A 20,235-nucleotide genomic window follows, 5' to 3' on the forward strand; every position below is an offset into this window, starting at 1 on the left:
ATGCCGCTGGCAGTCGGTCCCGCATGGTTGTTCTGCCCGGCCGATCGGCCGGAGCGGTTCGAGAAAGCCGCGGCGGCAGCCGATGTGGTGATCCTGGACCTGGAGGACGGCGTCGCGGCCAAGGACCGCGATTCCGCGCGCGCCGCGCTCGTGGACACCCCACTGGATCCGGCGCGCACCGTGGTGCGGGTCAACCCCGCCGGCACCCCCGACCATGCACTGGACCTCGACGCGCTCGCACGCACGCCGTACACCACGGTGATGCTGGCCAAGACCGAGTCACCCGAGCAGGTCGCCGCGCTGGCGCCACGCGAGGTCGTCGTGCTCATCGAGACCCCGCGCGGCGCGCTCGACGTCGTCGAGCTGGCGCGGGTCGACAACGCCTACGCGTTGATGTGGGGCGCCGAAGATCTCTTCGCGGTGCTCGGCGGCACGGCCAACCGCTACCCCGACGGTTCGTACCGCGAGGTGGCCCGCCACGTGCGCTCCCAGACGCTGCTGGCCGCCAAGGCGTACGGCCGGCTGGCGCTGGACTCGGTGTTCCTCGACATCAAGAACCTCGACGGGTTGCGTGCCGAGGTCGACGACGCCGTCGCGGTCGGGTTCGACGTCAAGGTCGCCATCCACCCGTCCCAGGTCGCGGTGATCCGCGCCGGGTACACGCCGACCGACGCGGAGGTCGACTGGGCGCGCCGGGTCCTCGACACGGCGCGAACACAGCGTGGGGTCTTCGCGTTCGAGGGCATAATGGTGGATGCCCCAGTGCTACGGCGAGCGGAGCGCATCGTCGAGCTGGCGCCACACCCCGGCGCCTAGCCGGCAACCCCACACCAGGGGTCCAGTTCCACCGCCGCTGCCCTGAGCACCTCAGTCGTCTGACGGCGCGATCCGCCGCCAGTGACCCAAGGAGGCGGTATGGCTGGATGGTCGGCGTTCGAGGAACTCGGCGAACCGATTCAACTGGTGGCGCCCGACGGCGCACCGACCACCGAAGCCCGATACCGACGAGACCTCCCACCCGAGACGCTGGCCTGGCTCTACGAGTCGATGGTCGTGACCCGCGAACTCGACACCGAGTTCGTCAACCTGCAACGACAGGGCGAACTGGCGCTGTTCGCGTCGTGCCGCGGCCAGGAAGCGGCTCAGATCGGCGCCGCGGCGTGCCTGCGCAAGACCGACTGGCTGTTCCCGCAGTACCGCGAACTGGGCGCGTTGCTGGTGCGGGGGATCGCGCCGGCCCAACTGGGGGCGCTGTGGCGGGGCCGATGGCACGGCGGGCTGGGGTTCACCGACAAGTGCGTGGCACCGGTGTCGATCCCGATCGGCACCCACGGGCTGCACGCCGTGGGCGCGGCGATGGCCGCGGAGCGGCTGGGCGAGGACTCGGTGACGGTGGCGTTCCTGGGTGACGGCGCGACCTCCGAGGGGGACGCCCACGAGGCGCTGAACCTGGCCGCGGTGTTCGGTGTGGCCTGCGTGTTCTTCGTGCAGAACAACCAGTGGGCCATCTCGGTTCCGGTGGAGCGGCAGCAGGCCGGTCCGACGCTCGCACACCGGGCGGTCGGTTACGGCATGCCCGGGGTGCGGGTCGACGGCAACGACGTGCTGGCCTGCTACGCGGTGACGGAACAGGCAGCGGCCCGGGCCCGCGCCGGCGGCGGTCCGACCTTCATCGAGGCGGTGACCTACCGGATGGGCCCGCACACCACCTCCGACGACCCCACCAGGTACCGGTCGGCCGACGAGGTGGAGCGTTGGCGGGCAAAGGATCCGATCACCCGTTACCGCACCTATCTGCAGCGGTGCGGAGTCTGGACCCCACGCCTGGAGGAACGCGTCGCGCACCGCGCACAACGGCTGCGGGCCGGCCTGCGTGACGCGGTGATCCACGAACCCGACATCGACATCGGTGAGGTGTTCGACACCGTATACCACGACATCACCCCGGACCTGGCGCGGCAACGCGACGAGTTGCTCGCCGAACTGGCCAAGGAGGCGTGAGATGACCCAGCTCATCGAGCGGCCGTTCGGTTTCGACGACGAGGTCCCCGAACCGGTCCGAACGTCCGGCCCGGTGGCAGCGGCCGCCCCGATCTCGCTGGCGCAGGCGGTCAACCTCGCCCTGCGCGACGCCATGCGGGCCGACGAGCGCGTGCTGGTCTTCGGTGAGGACGTCGCCACCCTGGGCGGTGTCTTCCGCGTCACCGAGGGGCTGGCCGAGACCTTCGGCGACCAGCGGTGTTTCGACACCCCGCTGGCCGAGTCCGCGATCATCGGCATCGCGGTCGGGATGGCCGTGCGCGGGCTGGTCCCGGTACCCGAAATCCAGTTCGACGGGTTCGCCGCACCGGCGTTCGACCAGATGGTCAGTCATCTGGCGAAATACCGGATGCGTACCCGCGGCGATATCGACATGCCGGTGACGGTGCGCATCCCGTCGTTCGGCGGCATCGGGGCGGTGGAACACCATTCGGAGTCGACGGAGACGTTCTGGCTGCACAGCGCGGGCCTGAAGGTGGTGACCCCGTCGACGCCGACCGACGCGTACTGGCTGCTGAGGTACGCCATCGCGGGCCGGGATCCGGTGATCTTCCTGGAACCCAAGCGCCGGTACTGGTCCAAGGAAGTGGTGGACACCAAGAATCCCGCACCGCCCATCGGGCGGGCCGAGATCAGGCGCCGCGGCGACGACGTCACCGTCATCACCTACGGACCGCTGGTGGCCACGGCGCTCAACGCGGCCGAGATCTCCTCTGCCGGAATGGAAGTCGTCGACCTGCGTTCGTTGAACCCACTGGACTTCGGCACCGTCGCGGCGTCGGTCCGCAAGACCGGCCGGGCGGTGGTGCTGCACGAGGGTTCGCGGACGCTGGGATTCGGCGCGGAACTGGCGGCACGGATCCAGGAGGAGTGCTTCTACGAGCTGGAGGCCCCGGTGTTGCGTGCCACCGGATTCGACACGCCGTATCCACCGGCGCGGCTGGAGAAGCTGTGGCTGCCCGGCGTGGATCGTCTGCTCGACTGCGTCGAGAACGCGATGAGCCGGCCGTGAGCACCGTGCAGGACTTCCTGGTCCCGGATCTCGGTGAGGGTCTGGAGGACGCGACGATCAGCGGCTGGAGCGTCGCGGTGGGGGACGAGGTCGAGCTGAACCAGACGCTGTGCACCGTCGAGACCAACAAGGCCGAAGTCGAGATCCCGAGCCCGTTCGCGGGCCGGATCACCGAACTCGGCGGTGCGGAAGGTCAGACGCTGCCCGTCGGGGCGGTGCTGGTGCGCATCCAGACCGACAGCGCGACACCGGGCCCGCGGAAAGCCCCGCCACGTAAAGCGGTGCTGGTCGGTTACGGCGCCGACGACACCATGGACGGCAGCCGGCGACGGGCCAGGGCCCGGCCTCCGGTGCGCAAACTGGCCGCCGACCTCGACGTCGACCTGGCACAGGTCGACGGCTCCGGGCCGGACGGCCTCGTGACGCGTGACGACGTGCTCGCCGCGGCGGAGGCACCGCGGGCGGGAAGTGTCGCGGTCGCCGGTGTCCGGCTGGAGATGGCCCGGCGGATGGCGTTGTCCCGCCGGGAGATCCCCGATGCGACGGCGTCGGTGGAGGTCGACGGCACCGAACTGCTGCGGCTGCGGGACCGGCTCCGGGCGGCCGGCGCGGACACGGTCACCCCGTTCGTGCTCGTGCTGCGTCTGCTGGTCGTCGCGCTGCACCGGCATCCGGAGCTGAACTCGACCTGGGTGGACACCGTCGACGGTCCGCGCGTGCACCTCCATGAAGCGGTTCACCTCGGTGTCGGTGTCGCCGCGCCCCGCGGGCTGCTCGTGCCGGTGGTGACCGACGCGCAGAGCCGGACCACGCGGCAGCTCGCCGACGAGGTCGCGCGGTTGGTCGCCGGCGCCCGGGACGGCACGCTGAAACCCGTTGAGTTACAGGGGTCGACGTTCACGGTGTCGAATTTCGGGGCGCTCAGCCTCGACGACGGAGTGCCGGTCATCAACCATCCCGAGGCGGCGATCCTCGGCATGGGCGCTCTGAAGCCGCGCGCCGTGGTCGTCGACGGCGCCGTGGTCGCGCGCCCGACGATGAGGCTCACCTGCGCGTTCGACCATCGCGTCGCCGACGGTGCGCAGGTGGCGGCGTTCCTCGGCGGGTTGCGGACGATGATCGAGGCACCGGACCTGGCGTTGCTCGATCTGTGAGCTACTTGCGCCTGGCCGCGGCCAGGCGGGTCGCGAACTCGGGCGATTCGATCGAGCGGGCCTGCGGCACGATCTCGATGTCGACCGCGAGGCGGTGCTGATCGACGTCGACGGTGCCCGGGTTCGCGGTGGCCCGCATGGAGGCCTTGGTGGCCAGCACGACCTCGCGGGGCGCCGCGGCGGGGCCGGCGGCCAGTTCCCGCGCCGCGGCCACCGGGTCGTCGGCGACGTCGAGTACCAGGCCGTGGCGCACCGCGGCGCCGGCGTCGAACCGCATGCCGAACAGCAGTGCGGCGCGGGCGGCCTGCGGTCCGACGATGCGGTGCAACATCCAGGTCGCGCCGCCGCCGGGATGGATGCCGAGTTTCTGGAAGCGCGGGTCGAACATCGCGGCCGGCCCGGCGATCCGGACGTCGGCGGCCAGCGCCAGGTTGAGCCCGGCGCCGACGGCGGGACCATTGACCGCGGCGATGGTCGGCAGCGCGCAGTCCGCCACGGCCAGGAAGCCGTCGTAGATCGCCCGCAGGCCGTCCTCGGTCGCCGCGCCGAGGGCCGTCAGGTTGGCACCGGCGCAGAACGCCTTCCCGGCGCCGGTCACGATCACCGCGTGCACGTCGGGGTCGGCCTCGGCGGCCGCGACGGCCGCGCGCAGCTCCGCGGAGATCTCCGCGGTGACCGCGTTGCGGCGGTCGGGGTCGTTGATGGTGATCAGCGCGACGCGGTCCTCGACCTGCGTCAGTACGAGTTCGGACACCCGGTCAGCCTATCGGCAGCCGTCGCAGCAGGGCCGCGGCCCGGACGTCGTCACCGACCGTCAGCGCGATGTGCACCTCCGGCGCGCCGGAGCCGTCGCGGCGACCCCACCGCACCGTGACGTCCTCGCCGTATCGGATCGGCTTGCGGTACTCCAGCACGGCGCGGTAGGGCGGCGTGCAGACGTCGGGCGCGACGGCCGTCACCTCGTGGACGGCGTGCCAGTACGCGGTGTTGGTGACGTGTTCGAACAGGTCGATGTCGGTGCGCCGCAGCGCGAACGGCATCGCGTGTTCCGGGGCGACGGGGTCCTGCAGCCACCGCCGCCATCTGAGGCGGTGCTCGTCGGTGGTGGTGGCGAACTTATCGATCAGCGATTCGGTGGCCCGTTGCGGGGTCAGCGTTTTCGCGTTCATCGCGATCCAGAAGCCCTCGGTCTCGATGCGGCCGCCGTCGCTACCGACGAGGTCGACACGCATCGTGCACCAGCGCAGCGACAGGGCCGAGCACCACCTGCTGAACGCCACCTCGTTCGGGAACTCGATGGGTTCGATCACGTCGATGACGGTGCGTTGCACGAGCCAGTGTGGATGCGCTGCGGCTTCACCGGCGTCGACGAGGTTCTCGGCGCCGACTTCCTGGATGTAGCGGGCCACACCGTCGAGGCGCAGGTTCAGGTCGCCGCCGATGTCTCCGGTGGCCACCCGCCACGCGGTGCGGTAGACGTAGCCGGAGTCCGGGCATGCGGCGAGGCGATGGTCGGCGGGGTGGGGAGGCATCGCGTGCGAGCTTACGGATCCGGCCGCGGCGCTGACGACGGTTTCCGCCAGCGCAGCAGGTAGCGGTAGTACAGCGCACGGCGCACCACGGCGCCGGGGACGACGCCGTCGGCGACACGCCGGATCTCACGCAGGCTCTCCCGCGGTTGAGCTACGGCCACCCCGATGTCGCGGGTGTCGCGGTGCAGCAGCGAGCCGATGCGTACGGCGGGCAGCCACAGCGCCGACCATATCCAGTCGCCGGCCGACCTGTTCGCGGCGAGCCCGACCACCGCGAGTTCACCGCCGGGACGAAGCAGCTCACGGGCTTTCGACAAGGACGTCCGTAGGTCCATGTGGTGCAGCGTGGCGACGAACGTGATCACGTCGAACCGCGGCTCCACCGGTCCGAACTGCTGGAAGGAGATCGGTGAGACGTCGGCCCGGCCGGTAAGCCTGCTCTGTGCCTGCCGCACCACATCGGGATCGGGATCGATCGCGGTGACCGAACGCGACACCGGTAGCAGGCGCTGCGCCAACAGGCCGTCACCACAGCCGACGTCGAGCACGTCGCCGCAATGCGCGCCGGCGATACCGATCAGCCACGGATGGTAGGCGGTGTTGTGATTCCAGTACTCCCGCATGCCTCGACTCTGCCTACGGGTGTGCTACCCGGTCGAATCCGCACCGTCCGCGCCGGTCTCCTCGCCCGCATCGGCGGTCGCGCCGTCGTCGTCCGATGCGGACGCCTCGGTGTCGGTTTCGGGCTGCGCCTCGGTGTCGGTTTCGGACCGCTTATCGGTGTCTGAGGCGGCCGGGTCGTCGACCGGCTCCGGATCGATCTCGGACTCCTCCGGGGAGGCCTCATCGGGATCGGCGTCATCGGCCGCGGCCGGAGCGTCGTGCTCGTCGTGCTCGTCGTGATCGGGCTGACCGGACACCCGGGTGGCGCCGGTCTCGCGCGCCGCGGGTTCCTCCGCCTCCGGGGTCTCAGAATCGTTGTCCGCCAACGTCTCCAGTCCTTCCCGGAGGGCAGCCGGGACCTTGGACGCGGTGCTGACCAGTTCGCCCAGGGACGGCATGAGCCGGGCGGGACGGTACCGGCTCGGGTCCGACGGAATCGGGTTGCCGTCGTAGTACGCCGAATCGACGATCAACTCGAGCAGCGGCGCGGAGGCGTCGGCGACGGTGTCGCCGAGCACGTCGCGGATCAGCCGGGCCAGCGGCAGCTCTTCGGTGGTGTACGTGACGTAGGTGGTGTTTCCGCGGGTGGTCACGTAGGCGACCACCCGGTCACCCGGGGGCGGGTCGCAGCGGGCGTCGTCACAGGGCACGGCCTCCCCGCCGGTCAGCACCGCGCACGTGTTGGCGGTGCCGCAGGCCACCGCGGGCCGGCCGTCGACATCGACGGGAAGGTCGATCTCGGACTGTTCCCGGTAGCCGTAGAGATACGCCACGAGCGAGTTCACGTGCGCGACGACGTTGAAGAGGTCCGCGGGCGCGTTCGAGTTGTAGTTGTACTGGTAGGCGATGTCGACCACCGCCTTGGCGGTGGTATCGGTCCGGGACGGGAAGGGATTCACCCCGATCAGCGCGAACAGCGGATACCGGGTGCCGAAGCCGCCGTCGGGACGGGACACGTTGTTGTCCAGCACGAACAACGTCGCCGGCAACGCCGGATCGTCGTCCCGGTCGAGCCGGTTCAGCACCAGGCTCGCATTGGCAGCGCCCCAGCCCGACGACAGCACGGCGTTGTCTTCACCGGCGTTCTGTTGCAGGGCTTCGTTGATCGCGGCCGGGCCGCCGCGGAAGTCGACCCCGATGAGGTCCGCCCCCGGTTGGCCGGCCGGGTTGTACGGTGCCTGGTTGAACTTGCCGCCGAAGAAGTCCTCGTTGCCGGTCGGGTCGGGATGGGTGGAGCTGCCGACCACGATCAGCGCGGTCAGATCGACGAGCGAGGCCGAGATGGACGCCGGATGCGTGGCGGCGACCCCGCCGACCGTGATCGCCATCCCGATGGCGGCGGCACCGGCGGCCGTATTGCGAAATTTGCCCATACCTGTCTCCTCCCCGCGACACGGTATCGCGCCACATCGCAAACCGCGACCACCTCAGGTTCAGTGTGCTGCGGCGTCGCCGGCGAAACACTCGGCGAGGAAGAGTTCGAGCGATGCCCATGCCCGCCGGGACGCGGATTCGCTGAAAAGCACCCCTCGGGTCGGATCGTCGGCGAACGGCGCCATGAACGCGTGCATGGTGTCGCCGTAGGCGTGCAGTTGCCAGTCGATGCCGCGACCGGAGAACTCCCGGCCCAGGGCGACGACGTCCTCCGGCGTGGCGAACGGGTCGTCCCAGCCGTGGAACACGATGACCTTGGCCGTGACGGGATGCGGTCCGGGCGGCGCGGGCGGGGTCAGCAGCCCGTGGAAGCTCGCCACCGCGACGAGGGGATGCCCGGCCCGGGCCAGGTCGAGCACGCACAGTCCGCCGAAGCAGAACCCGATCGCCGCGACGCGGTCGGCGTCGACGGCGGGTGTGGAGACGAGCGTCTCGAACACCGTGCCGAGGCGGCGGGCCAGCGCTTGTCGGTCGCCGAGGAAACCGGTCATGGCGGCGCTGGTGGCTTCCATGCCGCCGGCGCTGACGTCCTCGCCGAACAGGTCGACGGCGATGGCCTGATATCCGCGCGCCGCCAGCCGGGTCGCGATGTCGAGTTGAGCGTCGCTGCGGCCCTCCATGCCGTGGAAGACCAGCACGGTCGGTGCCGCGGCGGCGCTGTCGTCCCGGACCAGCACGGCGTCGAAGTGTTTGCCGTCGATGGTGTGGCGCAGGGGAATTCGCTGCACGGTCACGCGGCAGACGTTGCCACGCCCGACCGGAATCGGACAGTGGGTTCGCTGCGCGCGTAACCGGCTGCGCCGGTCACGTCTCGCCCCAGCCGCCTTGCACCATCGTCTGGAATTTCCACCGCCCGCCCGATTTCACCAGCAGGTCTCCATAGCGGACCTGCTGGCTGTGCCCGCCGGCGGTGATGGTCGCGTCGGTGATCACGAACACCAGGTTCTCGTTGATGAAGTGGGGAGTGCGCACCGAGTCCATCGTGACCTCACCGGCCCCGCCGAGCTCGTGAGTCATCTGCGCGACGAACCTGTCCCGGTCGCACGACTCGGCCCGGCCGTCGGTGACCTCGTTGAGCGGGAACATTGCCTGATCGGCCATTCCGCCGATGTCCTTGGCCACGGTCAGCGCGTCGTAGTGGGCGAACCACTCCAGCACCTCCTCGACGTCGGCCGGCGACGGAGCGTAAGCACCACGGGCGGTCATGTGACCACATCCTCTCAATAATGACGTACAAGGTACACAGTACCTTGTACGGAAAAAGGGTGCGAGCGGTTACGATCAGCCGGATGAACAGGCGCGCAGCAGTTCCGGACCGGACCGGTGCGGGTGACCCGGTGCGCACACTGGAACTGCTGTGGCGTACGCGCGGCGACGCCCGCACGCACCGCGGTCCCAAACAGCGCACCACGGTCGACGCGGTGGTCGGCGCCGCGATCGAGATCGCCGACGCCGACGGACTCGGTGCGGTCACCATGCGGGCGGTCGCGACCAGGCTGGGCATCGCGACCATGGCGACCTACACCTACGTCCCGGGCAAGGCCGAACTGCTCGACCTGATGCTCGACACCGTCTACGCGCAGATGCCCCGTTCGGATCTGAGCGGAATGCCCTGGCGCACCAGGGTTTCGGCGATCGCCGCGGAGAACCGCGAGCTGCTCGAACGGCATCGGTGGGTGGCCGCGCTGGCGACCACCCGCCCGCCACTGGGACCGGGGATGATCGCGAAGTACGAGCACGAGCTCGGCGCGTTCGACGGTCTCGGTCTCAGCGATCTGGAGATGGACTCGGCGCTGACCTTCGTGCTGGGGTTCGTGACGTCGGTGGCGCGCATCGCCATCGATTCCCGGAACGCCGACGCCGACAGTGGCCTCAGCGACCGGGCGTGGTGGGAACGCGCCGAGCCGCTGCTGGCGAAGGTGTTCGACGCCGCACGTTTCCCGCTGGCCTCGCGGGTCGGCGCCGCCGCCGGGCAGACCCACGCCGCCGCGTACAGCGCCGAGCACGCCTACCAGTTCGGGCTGGCGCGTGTGCTCGACGGGCTGGCACCGGTGATCGAGGCCACAGCGCGGTAGCGACCACCGGCAGCCGGGTGAACGCGGCGCTGCTGAACTTCCTCGCGGAGGATTCTGCGCCCCCGGCAGGAATCGAACCTGCGACCTAGAGATTAGAAGGCTCTTGCTCTATCCAACTGAGCTACGGAGGCAACGCCGTGCAGTGTATCTCGCCGGGCGGCGGTTGACGGGCCCGGCAACGGCGACTAAAGCCGCCTCGGACGGCGGGGCCGCCGACTAGCGTGGTGCGCATGAGCAATGAGCCGGAACTGGACGCGGCGGGACTCCCGGAGGAACTCAGCCCGCTCGACCAGATCCTGCACCGCGGTGAGGCCAATCCGCGCACCCGCTCGGGCATCATGACCGTCGAACTGCTCGACACCACCCCCGACTGGGACACATTCCGCACGCGGTTCGAGTTCGCGTCGCGCAAGGTGTTGCGGCTGCGCCAGAAGGTGGTCACGCCCACGCTTCCCACGGCCGCGCCGCGCTGGGTCGTCGACCCCGACTTCAACCTCGACTTCCACCTGCGCCGGGTGCGGGTCCCCGAACCCGGCACCTTCCGGCAGGTGATGGACATCGCCGAGGTCGCGGCGCAGTCGCCGCTGGACATCTCCCGCCCGCTGTGGACGGCGACCCTGATCGAAGGGATGGAGGACGGACGCGCCGCGCTGATGCTGCACTTCAGCCATGCCGTCACCGACGGGGTCGGCGGCGTCGAGATGTTCGCCAATCTCTACGACTTCGAGCGCGAACCGCCGCCGCAGCGCCCCCCGCCGCTGCCGGTGCCGTCCGACCTTTCGCCGAACGACCTGATGCGCGCCGGTCTGAATCGCTTGCCCGGCACCATCGTTGGTGGCGTTCGCGATGCGTTGTTCGGGGCGGTCCAGGCGGTCGGGCATGTGGTGCGCGACCCGGTGACCCGGCTGGGCAGCGCGATCGACTACGCGATGTCCGGGGCCCGGGTCATCGGCCCGGTCGCCGACCCGTCGCCGATCCTGCGCCGGCGCAGCCTGTCGTCACACAGCGAGGCCATCGACATCGAGTTCGGTGCGCTGCACCGCGCCGCCAAGGCCGCGGGTGGTTCCATCAACGACGCGTATCTGGCCGGGGTGTGCGGGGTGCTGCGCCGCTACCACGAGGCCAAAGGCGTGCCCGTGGACTCGCTGCCGATGGCGGTGCCGGTGAATCTGCGCTCCGAGGCCGACCCCGCCGGCGGCAACCGGTTCGCCGGGGTCAACCTCGCGGCACCCATCGGGCGCGCCGACCCCGCGATGCGTATCCAGGAGATCCGGTCGCAGATGACGCGCAAGCGTGAGGAGCGGGCCATCGACGTGGTCGGAGCCATCGCCCCGGTCGTCAGCCTGCTTCCCGACACGGTGCTGGAGTCGATGGCGGGTTCCATCGTGAACTCCGACGTGCAGGCCAGCAACGTGCCGGTCTACGCCGGAGACACTTTCATCGCCGGAGCGAAGGTGTTGCGTCAGTACGGTCTTGGGCCGCTGCCCGGCGTGGCGATGATGGTCGTGCTGGTGTCGCGTTCGGGATGCTGCACGGTCACCGTCCGGTACGACCGCGCGTCGGTCACCGAACCCGACCTCTTCGCCCAGTGCCTGCTCGCCGGCTTCGACGAAGTGCTCGTCCTCGGCGGTGACGGCCGTGCCGTTCCGGCGACCTTCACCGTGCCGACCACGCCGGTCGAACAACCGGTCCGACTGAATGGAAGTGGCCCCCAGTGACATCGGCGACACCGGAGAACCGTCAACTGCGCCTGCCTGGTTCGGTCGCCGAAATCCGGGCCAGTCCCGAAGGGCCCCGGATCGGCGCGTTCTTCGATCTCGACGGCACGCTCGTCGCCGGTTTCACCGGCGTGGTGATGACCCAGGATCGGCTGCGCCGCAGGCAGATGTCGGTGGGCGAGTTCATCGGCATGGTCCAGGCCGGCCTGAACCACCAGCTCGGCCGGTCCGAGTTCGAGGACCTGATCGGCAAGGGCGCGCGCATGCTGCGCGGCAACTCGGTGGCCGACGTCGACGAACTCGCCGAGCGGCTGTTCGTCCAGAAGATCGTCAGCAGGATCTACCCGGAGATGCGCGAGATCGTGCGTGCGCACATGGCCCGCGGGCACACCGTGGTGCTGTCCTCGTCCGCGCTGACGGTGCAGGTGGAGCCGGTCGCCCGCTTTCTCGGCATCGAGAACGTGCTGAGCAACAAGTTCGAGACCGACGCCGACGGGTTGATCACCGGAGAGGTGCAACGGCCGGTCATCTGGGGGCCCGGCAAGGCCAGGGCGGTCCAGGAATTCGCCGCCGACCACGGCATCGACCTGGCGAAGAGCTACTTCTACGCCGACGGCGACGAGGACGTCGCGCTGATGTACCTCGTCGGCAACCCGCGCCCGACCAACCCGGCGGGCAAGATGGCCGCCGTCGCCGCCAAGCGCGGCTGGCCGATTCTGCGGTTCAGCAGCCGCAGCGGCTCGAGCCCCGCCTCGCAGGTGCGCACCGCGGTCGGTGTCGCGTCGATGGTGCCGATCGCCGCAGGAGCTGTCGGGATCGGACTGTTGACCCGCAGCAAGCGCACGGGGGTCAACTTCTTCACGTCGATGTTCGGCCGCACGCTGCTCGACACGATCGGCATCGAACTGCAGGTGCTCGGCAGGGAGAACCTGACGGCGCAGCGGCCGGCGGTGTTCATCTTCAACCATCGCAACCAGGCCGACCCGCTGATCGCCGGACGGTTGATCAACGACAACTTCACCACGGTCGGCAAGAAGGAACTCGAGAACGACCCCATCATCGGCACGATCGGCAAGATCCTGGACGCGGCGTTCATCGACCGTGAGGACCCGCAGAAGGCCGTCGAAGGCCTCCGCAAGGTCGAAGACCTTGCCCGCAAAGGTCTTTCGATCCTGATCGCCCCCGAGGGGACGCGCCTGGACACCACCGAGGTGGGGCCCTTCAAGAAGGGCCCCTTCCGCATCGCGATGTCGGTGGGTATCCCCATCGTGCCGATCGTGATCCGCAACGCCGAGGTGATCGCCGCACGCGATTCCAGCGCGTTCAACCCCGGCGTCGTCGATGTCGTTGTCTACCCGCCCATTCCGGTCGACGATTGGACCCACGAGAACCTGCCGGACCGCATCGAGCAGGTGCGTCAGCTCTACCTCGACACCATCAAGGACTGGCCGCACGACGAGCTTCCGGTGCCGGATCTGTACAAGCGTGCCGAACCGGTGAAGAAGGCGGCCAGGAAGAAGACCGCGGCGAAGAAGACCGGGGCGAAGAAGACCGGGGCGAAGAAGACCGGGGCGAAGAAGACCGCGGCGAAGAAGACCGCGGCGAAGAAGACCGCCCCGTCCAAGCGCTCCGGTGGCACGAAGGGCCGGCCGTGAAGGCCCGGGCCGACGACTTCGCCGCCTACACCGCTGTCGACGGCGCTCTGGTACTGGCGTCGGTGTCCTCACCCGCCGAGCAGGCGCTGCTGCGCGACTGGCTGGAAAGTCAGCGGCGCACACACCCCGAGTCGAAGATCGAAGTGCTCACGTTGCCCGTCGACGACGATCCGCCCGCCGCCGTGCTGGCGCAGCTGGTCGAGCTGCTCCAGGCCGACGACGACCGCTCGGTGGTGCCGGTGCGGGTGTTCTGGGTTCCGGGCGGCCTGCCGACCCGGTCCAAGGTCGTCGCGGTGCTGTCCGGGCGTGATACCTACCGCCCGCCCAGAGTCCTGCAACACGCGATCCTGAAACGGGATCCGTCCCGGGCCCGCGTGGTCGCCGGGGAACCGGCAAAGGTGTCCGAACTCCGGCAGCGCTGGAGTGAGACCACTGTCGCCGAGAACCCCAGGGAGTTCGCGCGTTTCGTGATCCGGCGGGCGATCCTGGCCATCGAACGCGTCGAGTTGCGACTGCTCGGCCCTGAGTACAAGTCGCCCCGGCTGATCAAACCGGAGGTGCTGACCTCGGCGCGGTTCCGTGAGGGGCTGGCGAAGATCCCGGGTGCCACCGTCGAGCAGGCGGGGGAGATGCTCGACGAACTCGCCACCGGCTGGAGCCGCTTCTCGGTCGACCTCATCCCGTCGCTGGGACGCGCGATCTTCAGTCGCGGCTTCGACCCGAACATCGACTACGACCGCGGCGAGGTCGAGTCGATGCGCCGCGCCCTGGAAGCCCACCCGGCGGTGCTGCTGTTCTCGCACCGGTCCTACCTCGACGGTGTCATCGTCCCGGTGGCGATGCAGGAGAACCGGTTACCACCGGTGCACACCTTCGCGGGCATCAACCTGTCGTTCGGTTTCATGGGCCCGCTGATGCGCCGCTCCGGGGTGATCTTCCTGCGGCGCAAGCTCGACGATCCGCTGTACAAGTTCGTGCTGCGCCAGTTCGTCGGCTACATCGTCGAGAAACGGTTCAACCTGTCGTGGGCGATCGAGGGAACCCGGTCACGCACCGGAAAGATGTTGCCGCCCAAGCTCGGTCTGCTCGCCTATGTCGCCGACGCCTACCTGGACGGCCGCAGCGACGACATCCTGTTGCAGCCGGTGTCGATCAGCTTCGACCAGCTGCACGAGACCGCCGAGTACGCGTCCTACGCCCGGGGCGGCGAGAAGACCCCCGAAGGGTTGTCCTGGCTGGTGAACTACATCCGGGCCCAGGGTGAGCGCAACTACGGCAAGATCTATGTCCGCTTCCCGGAAGCGGTCTCGATGCGCGAATACCTCGGCGAGCCGCACGGACCGTTGGCGACCGACGAGGCCGCCAAACGTCTGGCCATGCAGAAGATGGCCTTCGAGGTCGCGTGGCGCATCCTGCAGGTCACCCCGGTGAACGCGACCGGGCTGGTGTCGGCACTGTTGCTCAGCACCCGCGGCATCGCGCTGACCCTCGACCAGTTGCACCACACCCTGCAGGACTCGCTGGACTATCTGGAGCGCAAGCAGACCCCGATGACCAACAGCGCGTTGCGGTTGCGGACTCCCGAAGGGGTGCGGGCCGCGCTCGACGCGCTGTCGGGCGGGCACCCGGTGACCCGGACCGACGGCGGCCGCGTCACCGTGTGGAACATCGCCCCTGAGGACGAGTTGGAGGCCGCGTTCTACCGCAACTCCGTCATCGACGCGTTCCTGGAGACCTCACTGGTCGAACTGGCGCTGGCCTACGCCGCCCGCGCGGACACCGACCGGCTGGACGCGTTCTGGACCCAGGTGATGCGGCTGCGCGACCTGCTCAAGTTCGAGTTCTACTTCGCCGACTCGGCCGGCTACCGCGAGCACGTCGCACAGGAGATGTCGTGGCATGCGGACTGGGAGGACGACGTCCTGGCGGGCGGGGAGCGGATCGACGCGCTGCTGCAGGAGAAACGGCCGGCGATCGCGGGACCGCTGCTGCGCCCGTTCTTCGAGGCGTATCAGATCGTCGCCGACGCGCTCATCGACGCCCCGGCCGAGATCTCGGAGAAGGACCTGACGGCCAAGGCGCTCGGGCTCGGCCGGCAGTACGTCGCGCAGGGCCGGGTGCAGAGCACCGAGTCGGTGTCGGCGCTGCTGTTCGCGACCGCCCGGCAGGTCGCCGCGGACCAGCATCTGCTGGAGCCGGCCGCAGATCTGGCCGAACGCCGGAAGGCCTTCCGCGCGGAACTGCGCGGCATCCTCGGGGACATGGACGCGGTCGACCGCTGCGCGCGCAGGCAGTTCTTCGCCCGCGAGCGCAGGCCCCGGGAGCAGCACAACGACCCTGTGTCGTAGATCGCCCTGGAGAAGGTCATACGCTGGGCACATGACCTCTGCCGCCCGCACCGCGCCGATCGGTGTGCACCGCGCACCGGTGCCGGCGGTGCTGTACGGCGTCGCGGTGCTGGCCGGTGTCACCGCCGCGGCGCTGTCGGCGCTGTCGCTCGCCGAGGCGCTGACCGCCACCGGGCTGCCCGATCCCGGACCGGTGACCAGCTACGGCCTGCCGTTCGTGAGAGCCGCCGGCGAGATCGCGGCGGTGACCGCCACGGGCGCGTTCCTGTTCGCCGCGTTCATGGTGCCGCCCCAGCCGAACGGTGTCCTCGACGCCGCCGGCTACCGCGCGCTGCGCACCGGGACCGCGGCCGCGGGCCTCTGGGCGGTGTGCGCGGTGCTGATGGTGCCGCTGACGGTGTCCGACGTCAGTGGTCAGCCGCTGACGACGCGGCTGAGCCCGGCCGACATCTGGGCGGTGGCCGACCTGATCGACATCGCGGGCGCGTGGCGGTGGACGGCGTTGCTGGCGGTCCTGGTCACCGTCGTCAGCATTCCGGTGCTGCGCTGGTCCTGGACCCCGGTGCTGTTCGCCGGTTCGCTGCTCACGCTGCTGCCGCTGGGGCTGACGGGGCACTCGTCGTCGGGCGGCGCGCACGACATCGCGACCAACAGCCTGCTGATCCACCTCGTCGCCGGGGCGATCTGGGCGGGCGGACTGCTGGCGCTGCTGGCGCACGCGATGCGGGGTGGCGATCACGGGGCTCTGGCCGCGCGCCGGTTCTCGGCGGTCGCGCTGTGGTGCTTCGTCGCGATGGCGCTCAGCGGTTTGATCAACGCGCTGGTCCGGGTGCGGCCCGCCGACCTGGTGAGTACCGGCTACGGGATGTTGCTCCTGGCCAAGGCCGCGGCGCTGATAGCCCTCGGCGTGCTGGGCTGGCAGCAGCGCCGCCGGGGGCTGGCCGCGTTGCGCCACGATCCCGGTGCGCGGGGTCCGCTGATCCGGCTCGCACTCGTCGAGGCCGTCATCTTCGCGCTCACCTTCGGTGTCGCGGTCGCGCTCGGGCGCACCCCGCCGCCGCCCCCGCTGAACACGGATTTGTCGATCCCCGCGGTCGAGATCGGCTACGACCTCGCCGGCCCGCCGACGCTGGGGCGGATGCTGTTCGACTGGCGCTTCGACCTGGTGTTCGGCACCGCAGCGATCGTGTTCGCGCTGGTGTACGTCGCCGGTGTGATCCGGCTGCGGCGACGCGGCGACGCGTGGCCGGCGGGGCGGATCGTGGCATGGCTGCTCGGTTGCCTGGTTCTGCTGCTGGCGACGTCCTCGGGGATCGGGCGCTACATGCCGGCCATGTTCAGCATCCACATGGTCGCGCACATGCTGTTGTCGATGCTCGCGCCGATCCTGCTGGTGCTCGGCGCGCCGGTCACGCTGGCGCTGCGGGCCCTGCCCGCCTCCGGCCGCAACGACCCGCCCGGCCCGCGGGAATGGCTGCTCGCCGCGCTGCACTCGCGCGTCTCGCAGGTGCTGACCAACCCGTTCGTCGCGACCGCGCTCTTCATCGTCGGGTTCTACGGCCTGTACTTCGGCGGCATCTTCGATGCGGCCGCGGGCAGCCACTTCGCCCACCTGGCGATGAACCTGCACTTTTTGCTCAGCGGCTACCTCTTCTACTGGGTGGTCATCGGTGTCGACCCCACCCCGCGGCCGCTCCCGCCGCTGGGCAAGCTCGCGATGGTGTTCGCGTCGCTGCCGCTGCACGCGTTCTTCGGGGTGGTGCTGATGAGCACGCAGTCGGTGATCGCCGAGAGTTTCTACCGCTCACTGCAACTGAGCTGGCACACCGACCTGCTCGGGGACCAGAAGCTCGGCGGCGGCATCGCCTGGGCCGCGGGCGAGGTGCCGCTGGTGGTGGTGCTCGTCGCGTTGTTCGTGCAGTGGCGCCGCACCGACGAGCGGACCGCCAAACGTCTGGACCGCGCCGCCGAACGTGACGACGACGCCGACCTCGCGGCCTACAACAACATGCTGGCCGAACTCGCGCGCCGGGAGCGCGAGCGCGGCTGAGGCCACCAACGTCATATTTTCAGATGTTCAGATATTCAGGTCTTGTGTTAGCGTCGGTGTAGCGGGCCGGCCCGGGCGACACGATGCAGCACATCGAGGTCGTGGCCGGCCCGCATCGGCGGTGGGTGTCGTCATCCCCAATCCGCGATTCATCCACAGGCTGCGGCATCCCTCCGGCCGGCCCGCCGCCCGGTGTCGGCGGCCGAGCGCTCAATGGCGGTGTCATCGACGGATCGGGCACGGTGTCCGATCCGCAGCCAGGAAATCGAGAAAGGCACCACCATGTTCGAGACACCGATCACCGTCGTCGGCACCATCGTCACCGCCCCGGATCGCCGGTGGGTGGGCGACCAGGAGCTGTTCAAGTTCCGGGTGGCCAGCAATTCGCGGCGCCGCACCGCCGACGGCACCTGGGAGCCGGGCAACTCGCTGTACGCGACGGTCAACTGCTGGGGCCGCCTGGTCACCGGGGTCGGCGCCGGCCTCGGGAAGGGGGACCCCGTGATCGTTGTTGGCTATGTGTACACCAACGAATACGAGGACCGCGACGGTAATCGGCGGTCCTCGCTGGAGATCCGGGCCACCTCGGTGGGCCCCGATCTGGCGCGCTGCATCGTCCGCATCGAGAACCGCAGGCATCCCGAACCCGCGGCGCCGGCTGCCGACGTCGATCCGCAGGCCGGCGACAGCGAGGACCTCACCGACGGGCCCGATCCCACCGAGGACCCCCAGGCGCTGAAGCTGACCGCCTAGCGGCCAACGCCGTCGATGCGGCCGCGCCTAGGATGGGGCCCGACTATCGCGCAGTCCGACATGATCCCGCAGATCGAGTACCGGGATCGAGAAAGGCACATCGAAGGCAATGGCCGAATTCATCTACACGATGCGGAAGGTCCGCAAGGCGCACGGCGACAAGGTCATCCTTGACGACGTCACGCTGAACTTCCTTCCGGGCGCGAAGATCGGCGTCGTCGGTCCCAACGGGGCCGGTAAGTCGAGCGTCTTGCGGATCATGGCCGGCTTGGACCAGCCCAACAACGGCGACGCGTTCCTGCAGCCGGGCGCCACCGTCGGCATCCTGATGCAGGAGCCGCAACTCGACGAGACCAAGACGGTCCGTGAGAACGTCGAAGAAGGAGTGGCCGTCAAGGCCAAGCTCAACCGGTACAACGAGGTCGCCGAACTGATGGCCACCGACTACACCGACGAGCTGATGGAAGAGATGGGCAAGCTCCAGGAGGAGCTGGACGCCGCCGACGCGTGGGACATCGACAGCCAGCTCGAGCAGGCCATGGACGCGCTGCGCTGCCCGCCGCCCGACGAGCCCGTCACCCACCTGTCCGGCGGCGAGAAGCGCCGCGTCGCGCTGTGCAAGCTGCTGCTGTCCAAGCCGGACCTGCTGCTGCTCGACGAGCCCACCAACCACCTCGACGCCGAGAGCGTGCTGTGGCTCGAGCAGCACCTCGCCGACTACAAGGGCGCGATCCTGGCGGTCACCCACGACCGCTACTTCCTCGACAACGTGGCGGAATGGATCCTCGAGCTCGACCGCGGCCGCGCCTACCCCTACGAGGGCAACTACTCCACGTACCTGGAGAAGAAGGCCGAGCGCATCGCGGTCGCCGGCCGTAAGGACGCCAAGCTGCAGAAGCGGCTCAAGGACGAACTGGAATGGGTGCGTTCCGGCGCCAAGGCCCGCCAGGCCAAGAACAAGGCGCGTCTGGCGCGCTACGAGGAGATGGCCGCCGAGGCGGAGAAGACGCGCAAGCTCGACTTCGAGGAGATCCAGATCCCGACCGGCCCGCGGCTGGGCAACGTCGTGGTCGAGGTCGAGCACCTCGACAAGGGTTTCGACGGCCGCCAGCTGATCAAGGACCTGTCGTTCACACTGCCGCGCAACGGCATCGTCGGCGTCATCGGGCCCAACGGCGTCGGCAAGACCACGCTGTTCAAGACGATCGTCGGCCTCGAACAGCCCGACAGCGGCACCGTCAAGGTGGGCGAGACCGTCAAGCTCAGCTACGTCGACCAGACCCGTGGTGGCATCGACCCCAACAAGACGGTGTGGCAGGTCGTCTCCGACGGACTCGACTACATCGAGGTCGGCCAGAACGAGGTGCCGTCGCGGGCGTACGTGTCGGCGTTCGGGTTCAAGGGCCCCGATCAGCAGAAGCCGGCCGGCGTGCTCTCCGGCGGTGAGCGCAACCGGCTCAACCTCGCGTTGACCCTCAAAGAAGGCGGCAACCTGATCCTGCTCGACGAGCCGACCAACGACCTCGACGTCGAGACGCTGAGTTCGCTGGAGAACGCGCTGCAGAACTTCCCCGGCTGCGCGGTGGTGATCAGCCACGACCGCTGGTTCCTCGACCGCACCTGCACGCACATCCTGGCGTGGGAGGGCGACGCGGACAACGAGGCCAAGTGGTTCTGGTTCGAGGGCAACTTCGGTGGCTACGAGGAGAACAAGGTCGAGCGGCTCGGTGCGGATGCAGCGCGGCCCCACCGGGTCACCCACCGGAAGCTGACTCGGGACTAGTCTCGTCGTGCGGACCAG

17 protein-coding genes and 1 tRNA gene are annotated in these 20,235 nt (G+C 69.5%); 11 read left to right on the plus strand and 7 right to left on the minus strand.

What is annotated here, in order from left to right; translation table 11 throughout:
- From ASJ79_RS27235 to ASJ79_RS27250, 4 genes are all read left to right on the plus strand, one after another.
- Positions 1–816 (plus strand): CoA ester lyase, encoded by an 816-nt coding sequence (locus ASJ79_RS27235; RefSeq protein WP_067962045.1) that lies wholly within the window; start codon positions 1–3, stop codon positions 814–816.
- 99 nt (positions 817–915) lie between these two features.
- The gene (gene pdhA / locus ASJ79_RS27240; RefSeq protein WP_067962047.1) at positions 916–2,001 is read left to right on the plus strand and encodes a pyruvate dehydrogenase (acetyl-transferring) E1 component subunit alpha; all 1,086 of its coding nucleotides are present in this window, start codon (positions 916–918) and stop codon (positions 1,999–2,001) included.
- A gap of 1 nt (position 2,002) precedes the next feature.
- Complete coding sequence (locus ASJ79_RS27245; protein ID WP_067962049.1) at positions 2,003–3,052, plus strand: alpha-ketoacid dehydrogenase subunit beta; 1,050 nt, start codon at positions 2,003–2,005, stop codon at positions 3,050–3,052.
- Positions 3,049–4,206 carry a dihydrolipoamide acetyltransferase family protein gene (locus tag ASJ79_RS27250; RefSeq protein ID WP_067962051.1) on the plus strand — a complete coding sequence of 386 codons (1,158 nt, stop codon included), beginning with the start codon at positions 3,049–3,051 and terminating at the stop codon, positions 4,204–4,206. Before ASJ79_RS27245 ends, ASJ79_RS27250 begins: the two co-directional genes overlap by 4 nt.
- A 1-nt stretch (position 4,207) precedes the next feature.
- Here the strand turns inward: ASJ79_RS27250 and ASJ79_RS27255 are convergent, their stop codons facing one another.
- The 6 genes from ASJ79_RS27255 to ASJ79_RS27280 all read right to left on the minus strand — a co-directional run bounded on the left by ASJ79_RS27255 (position 4,208) and on the right by ASJ79_RS27280 (position 9,041).
- Positions 4,208–4,960 carry an enoyl-CoA hydratase gene (locus ASJ79_RS27255; RefSeq protein WP_067962054.1) on the minus strand — a complete coding sequence of 251 codons (753 nt, stop codon included), beginning with the start codon at positions 4,958–4,960 and terminating at the stop codon, positions 4,208–4,210.
- Between the two features lie 4 nt (positions 4,961–4,964).
- The gene (locus tag ASJ79_RS27260; protein ID WP_067962056.1) at positions 4,965–5,738 is read right to left on the minus strand and encodes an acyl-[acyl-carrier-protein] thioesterase; all 774 of its coding nucleotides are present in this window, start codon (positions 5,736–5,738) and stop codon (positions 4,965–4,967) included.
- An 11-nt stretch (positions 5,739–5,749) separates the two neighbouring features.
- Positions 5,750–6,361 (minus strand): bifunctional 2-polyprenyl-6-hydroxyphenol methylase/3-demethylubiquinol 3-O-methyltransferase UbiG, encoded by a 612-nt coding sequence (locus ASJ79_RS27265; RefSeq protein WP_067962058.1) that lies wholly within the window; start codon positions 6,359–6,361, stop codon positions 5,750–5,752.
- Between the two features lie 24 nt (positions 6,362–6,385).
- Complete coding sequence (locus ASJ79_RS27270; protein WP_067962060.1) at positions 6,386–7,774, minus strand: PE-PPE domain-containing protein; 1,389 nt, start codon at positions 7,772–7,774, stop codon at positions 6,386–6,388.
- Between the two features lie 60 nt (positions 7,775–7,834).
- Positions 7,835–8,569 carry a dienelactone hydrolase family protein gene (locus ASJ79_RS27275; protein WP_067962062.1) on the minus strand — a complete coding sequence of 245 codons (735 nt, stop codon included), beginning with the start codon at positions 8,567–8,569 and terminating at the stop codon, positions 7,835–7,837.
- Between the two features lie 70 nt (positions 8,570–8,639).
- Complete coding sequence (locus tag ASJ79_RS27280; RefSeq protein ID WP_067962064.1) at positions 8,640–9,041, minus strand: hypothetical protein; 402 nt, start codon at positions 9,039–9,041, stop codon at positions 8,640–8,642.
- Positions 9,042–9,124: 83 nt separating this feature from the next.
- On the opposite strand from ASJ79_RS27280, the gene ASJ79_RS27285 reads away from it, so the two are divergent.
- The gene (locus ASJ79_RS27285; RefSeq protein ID WP_067962066.1) at positions 9,125–9,910 is read left to right on the plus strand and encodes a TetR/AcrR family transcriptional regulator; all 786 of its coding nucleotides are present in this window, start codon (positions 9,125–9,127) and stop codon (positions 9,908–9,910) included.
- Between the two features lie 57 nt (positions 9,911–9,967).
- On the opposite strand, the gene ASJ79_RS27290 is transcribed toward ASJ79_RS27285, so the two are convergent.
- Positions 9,968–10,041 (minus strand) — tRNA-Arg (locus tag ASJ79_RS27290).
- 99 nt (positions 10,042–10,140) lie between these two features.
- Here ASJ79_RS27290 and ASJ79_RS27295 point away from each other — a divergent pair.
- From ASJ79_RS27295 to ettA, 6 genes are all read left to right on the plus strand, one after another.
- A complete protein-coding gene (locus ASJ79_RS27295) occupies positions 10,141–11,628 on the plus strand; it encodes a wax ester/triacylglycerol synthase family O-acyltransferase (RefSeq protein WP_067962068.1) in 1,488 nt (495 codons plus the stop codon).
- Positions 11,625–13,283 carry an HAD-IB family hydrolase/lysophospholipid acyltransferase family protein gene (locus tag ASJ79_RS27300; RefSeq protein ID WP_067962071.1) on the plus strand — a complete coding sequence of 553 codons (1,659 nt, stop codon included), beginning with the start codon at positions 11,625–11,627 and terminating at the stop codon, positions 13,281–13,283. Before ASJ79_RS27295 ends, ASJ79_RS27300 begins: the two co-directional genes overlap by 4 nt.
- On the plus strand, positions 13,280–15,631 hold the full coding sequence (locus ASJ79_RS27305; RefSeq protein ID WP_067962074.1) for a glycerol-3-phosphate 1-O-acyltransferase: 2,352 nt from the start codon (positions 13,280–13,282) through the stop codon (positions 15,629–15,631). The genes ASJ79_RS27300 and ASJ79_RS27305 overlap by 4 nt, the downstream gene beginning before the upstream one ends.
- 31 nt (positions 15,632–15,662) lie before the next feature.
- Entirely contained in the window at positions 15,663–17,681 is a 2,019-nt protein-coding gene (locus ASJ79_RS27310; protein WP_067962076.1) for a cytochrome c oxidase assembly protein, read from the plus strand.
- Positions 17,682–17,963: 282 nt separating this feature from the next.
- Complete coding sequence (locus ASJ79_RS27315; protein WP_067962101.1) at positions 17,964–18,434, plus strand: single-stranded DNA-binding protein; 471 nt, start codon at positions 17,964–17,966, stop codon at positions 18,432–18,434.
- A gap of 109 nt (positions 18,435–18,543) precedes the next feature.
- Positions 18,544–20,217 carry an energy-dependent translational throttle protein EttA gene (gene ettA / locus ASJ79_RS27320; protein WP_067962078.1) on the plus strand — a complete coding sequence of 558 codons (1,674 nt, stop codon included), beginning with the start codon at positions 18,544–18,546 and terminating at the stop codon, positions 20,215–20,217.
- Positions 20,218–20,235 lie beyond the last annotated feature (18 nt).

The sequence above is a fragment of the Mycobacterium sp. NAZ190054 genome, from assembly GCF_001545925.1.
In the GTDB taxonomy this organism is placed as follows: domain Bacteria; phylum Actinomycetota; class Actinomycetes; order Mycobacteriales; family Mycobacteriaceae; genus Mycobacterium.

Bases quoted from the DNA above. Each gene is read 5' to 3' on its own strand.
- ASJ79_RS27235 (WP_067962045.1), top strand. From the start codon at position 1: ATGCCGCTGGCAGTCGGTCCCGCATGGTTGTTCTGCCCGGCCGATCGG.
- pdhA (WP_067962047.1), top strand. From the start codon at position 916: ATGGCTGGATGGTCGGCGTTCGAGGAACTCGGCGAACCGATTCAACTG.
- ASJ79_RS27245 (WP_067962049.1), top strand. From the start codon at position 2,003: ATGACCCAGCTCATCGAGCGGCCGTTCGGTTTCGACGACGAGGTCCCC.
- ASJ79_RS27260 (WP_067962056.1), bottom strand. From the start codon at position 5,738: ATGCCTCCCCACCCCGCCGACCATCGCCTCGCCGCATGCCCGGACTCC.
- ASJ79_RS27265 (WP_067962058.1), bottom strand. From the start codon at position 6,361: ATGCGGGAGTACTGGAATCACAACACCGCCTACCATCCGTGGCTGATC.
- ASJ79_RS27270 (WP_067962060.1), bottom strand. From the start codon at position 7,774: ATGGGCAAATTTCGCAATACGGCCGCCGGTGCCGCCGCCATCGGGATG.
- ASJ79_RS27280 (WP_067962064.1), bottom strand. From the start codon at position 9,041: ATGACCGCCCGTGGTGCTTACGCTCCGTCGCCGGCCGACGTCGAGGAG.
- ASJ79_RS27285 (WP_067962066.1), top strand. From the start codon at position 9,125: ATGAACAGGCGCGCAGCAGTTCCGGACCGGACCGGTGCGGGTGACCCG.
- ASJ79_RS27295 (WP_067962068.1), top strand. From the start codon at position 10,141: ATGAGCAATGAGCCGGAACTGGACGCGGCGGGACTCCCGGAGGAACTC.
- ASJ79_RS27310 (WP_067962076.1), top strand. From the start codon at position 15,663: ATGACCTCTGCCGCCCGCACCGCGCCGATCGGTGTGCACCGCGCACCG.
- ASJ79_RS27315 (WP_067962101.1), top strand. From the start codon at position 17,964: ATGTTCGAGACACCGATCACCGTCGTCGGCACCATCGTCACCGCCCCG.
- ettA (WP_067962078.1), top strand. From the start codon at position 18,544: ATGGCCGAATTCATCTACACGATGCGGAAGGTCCGCAAGGCGCACGGC.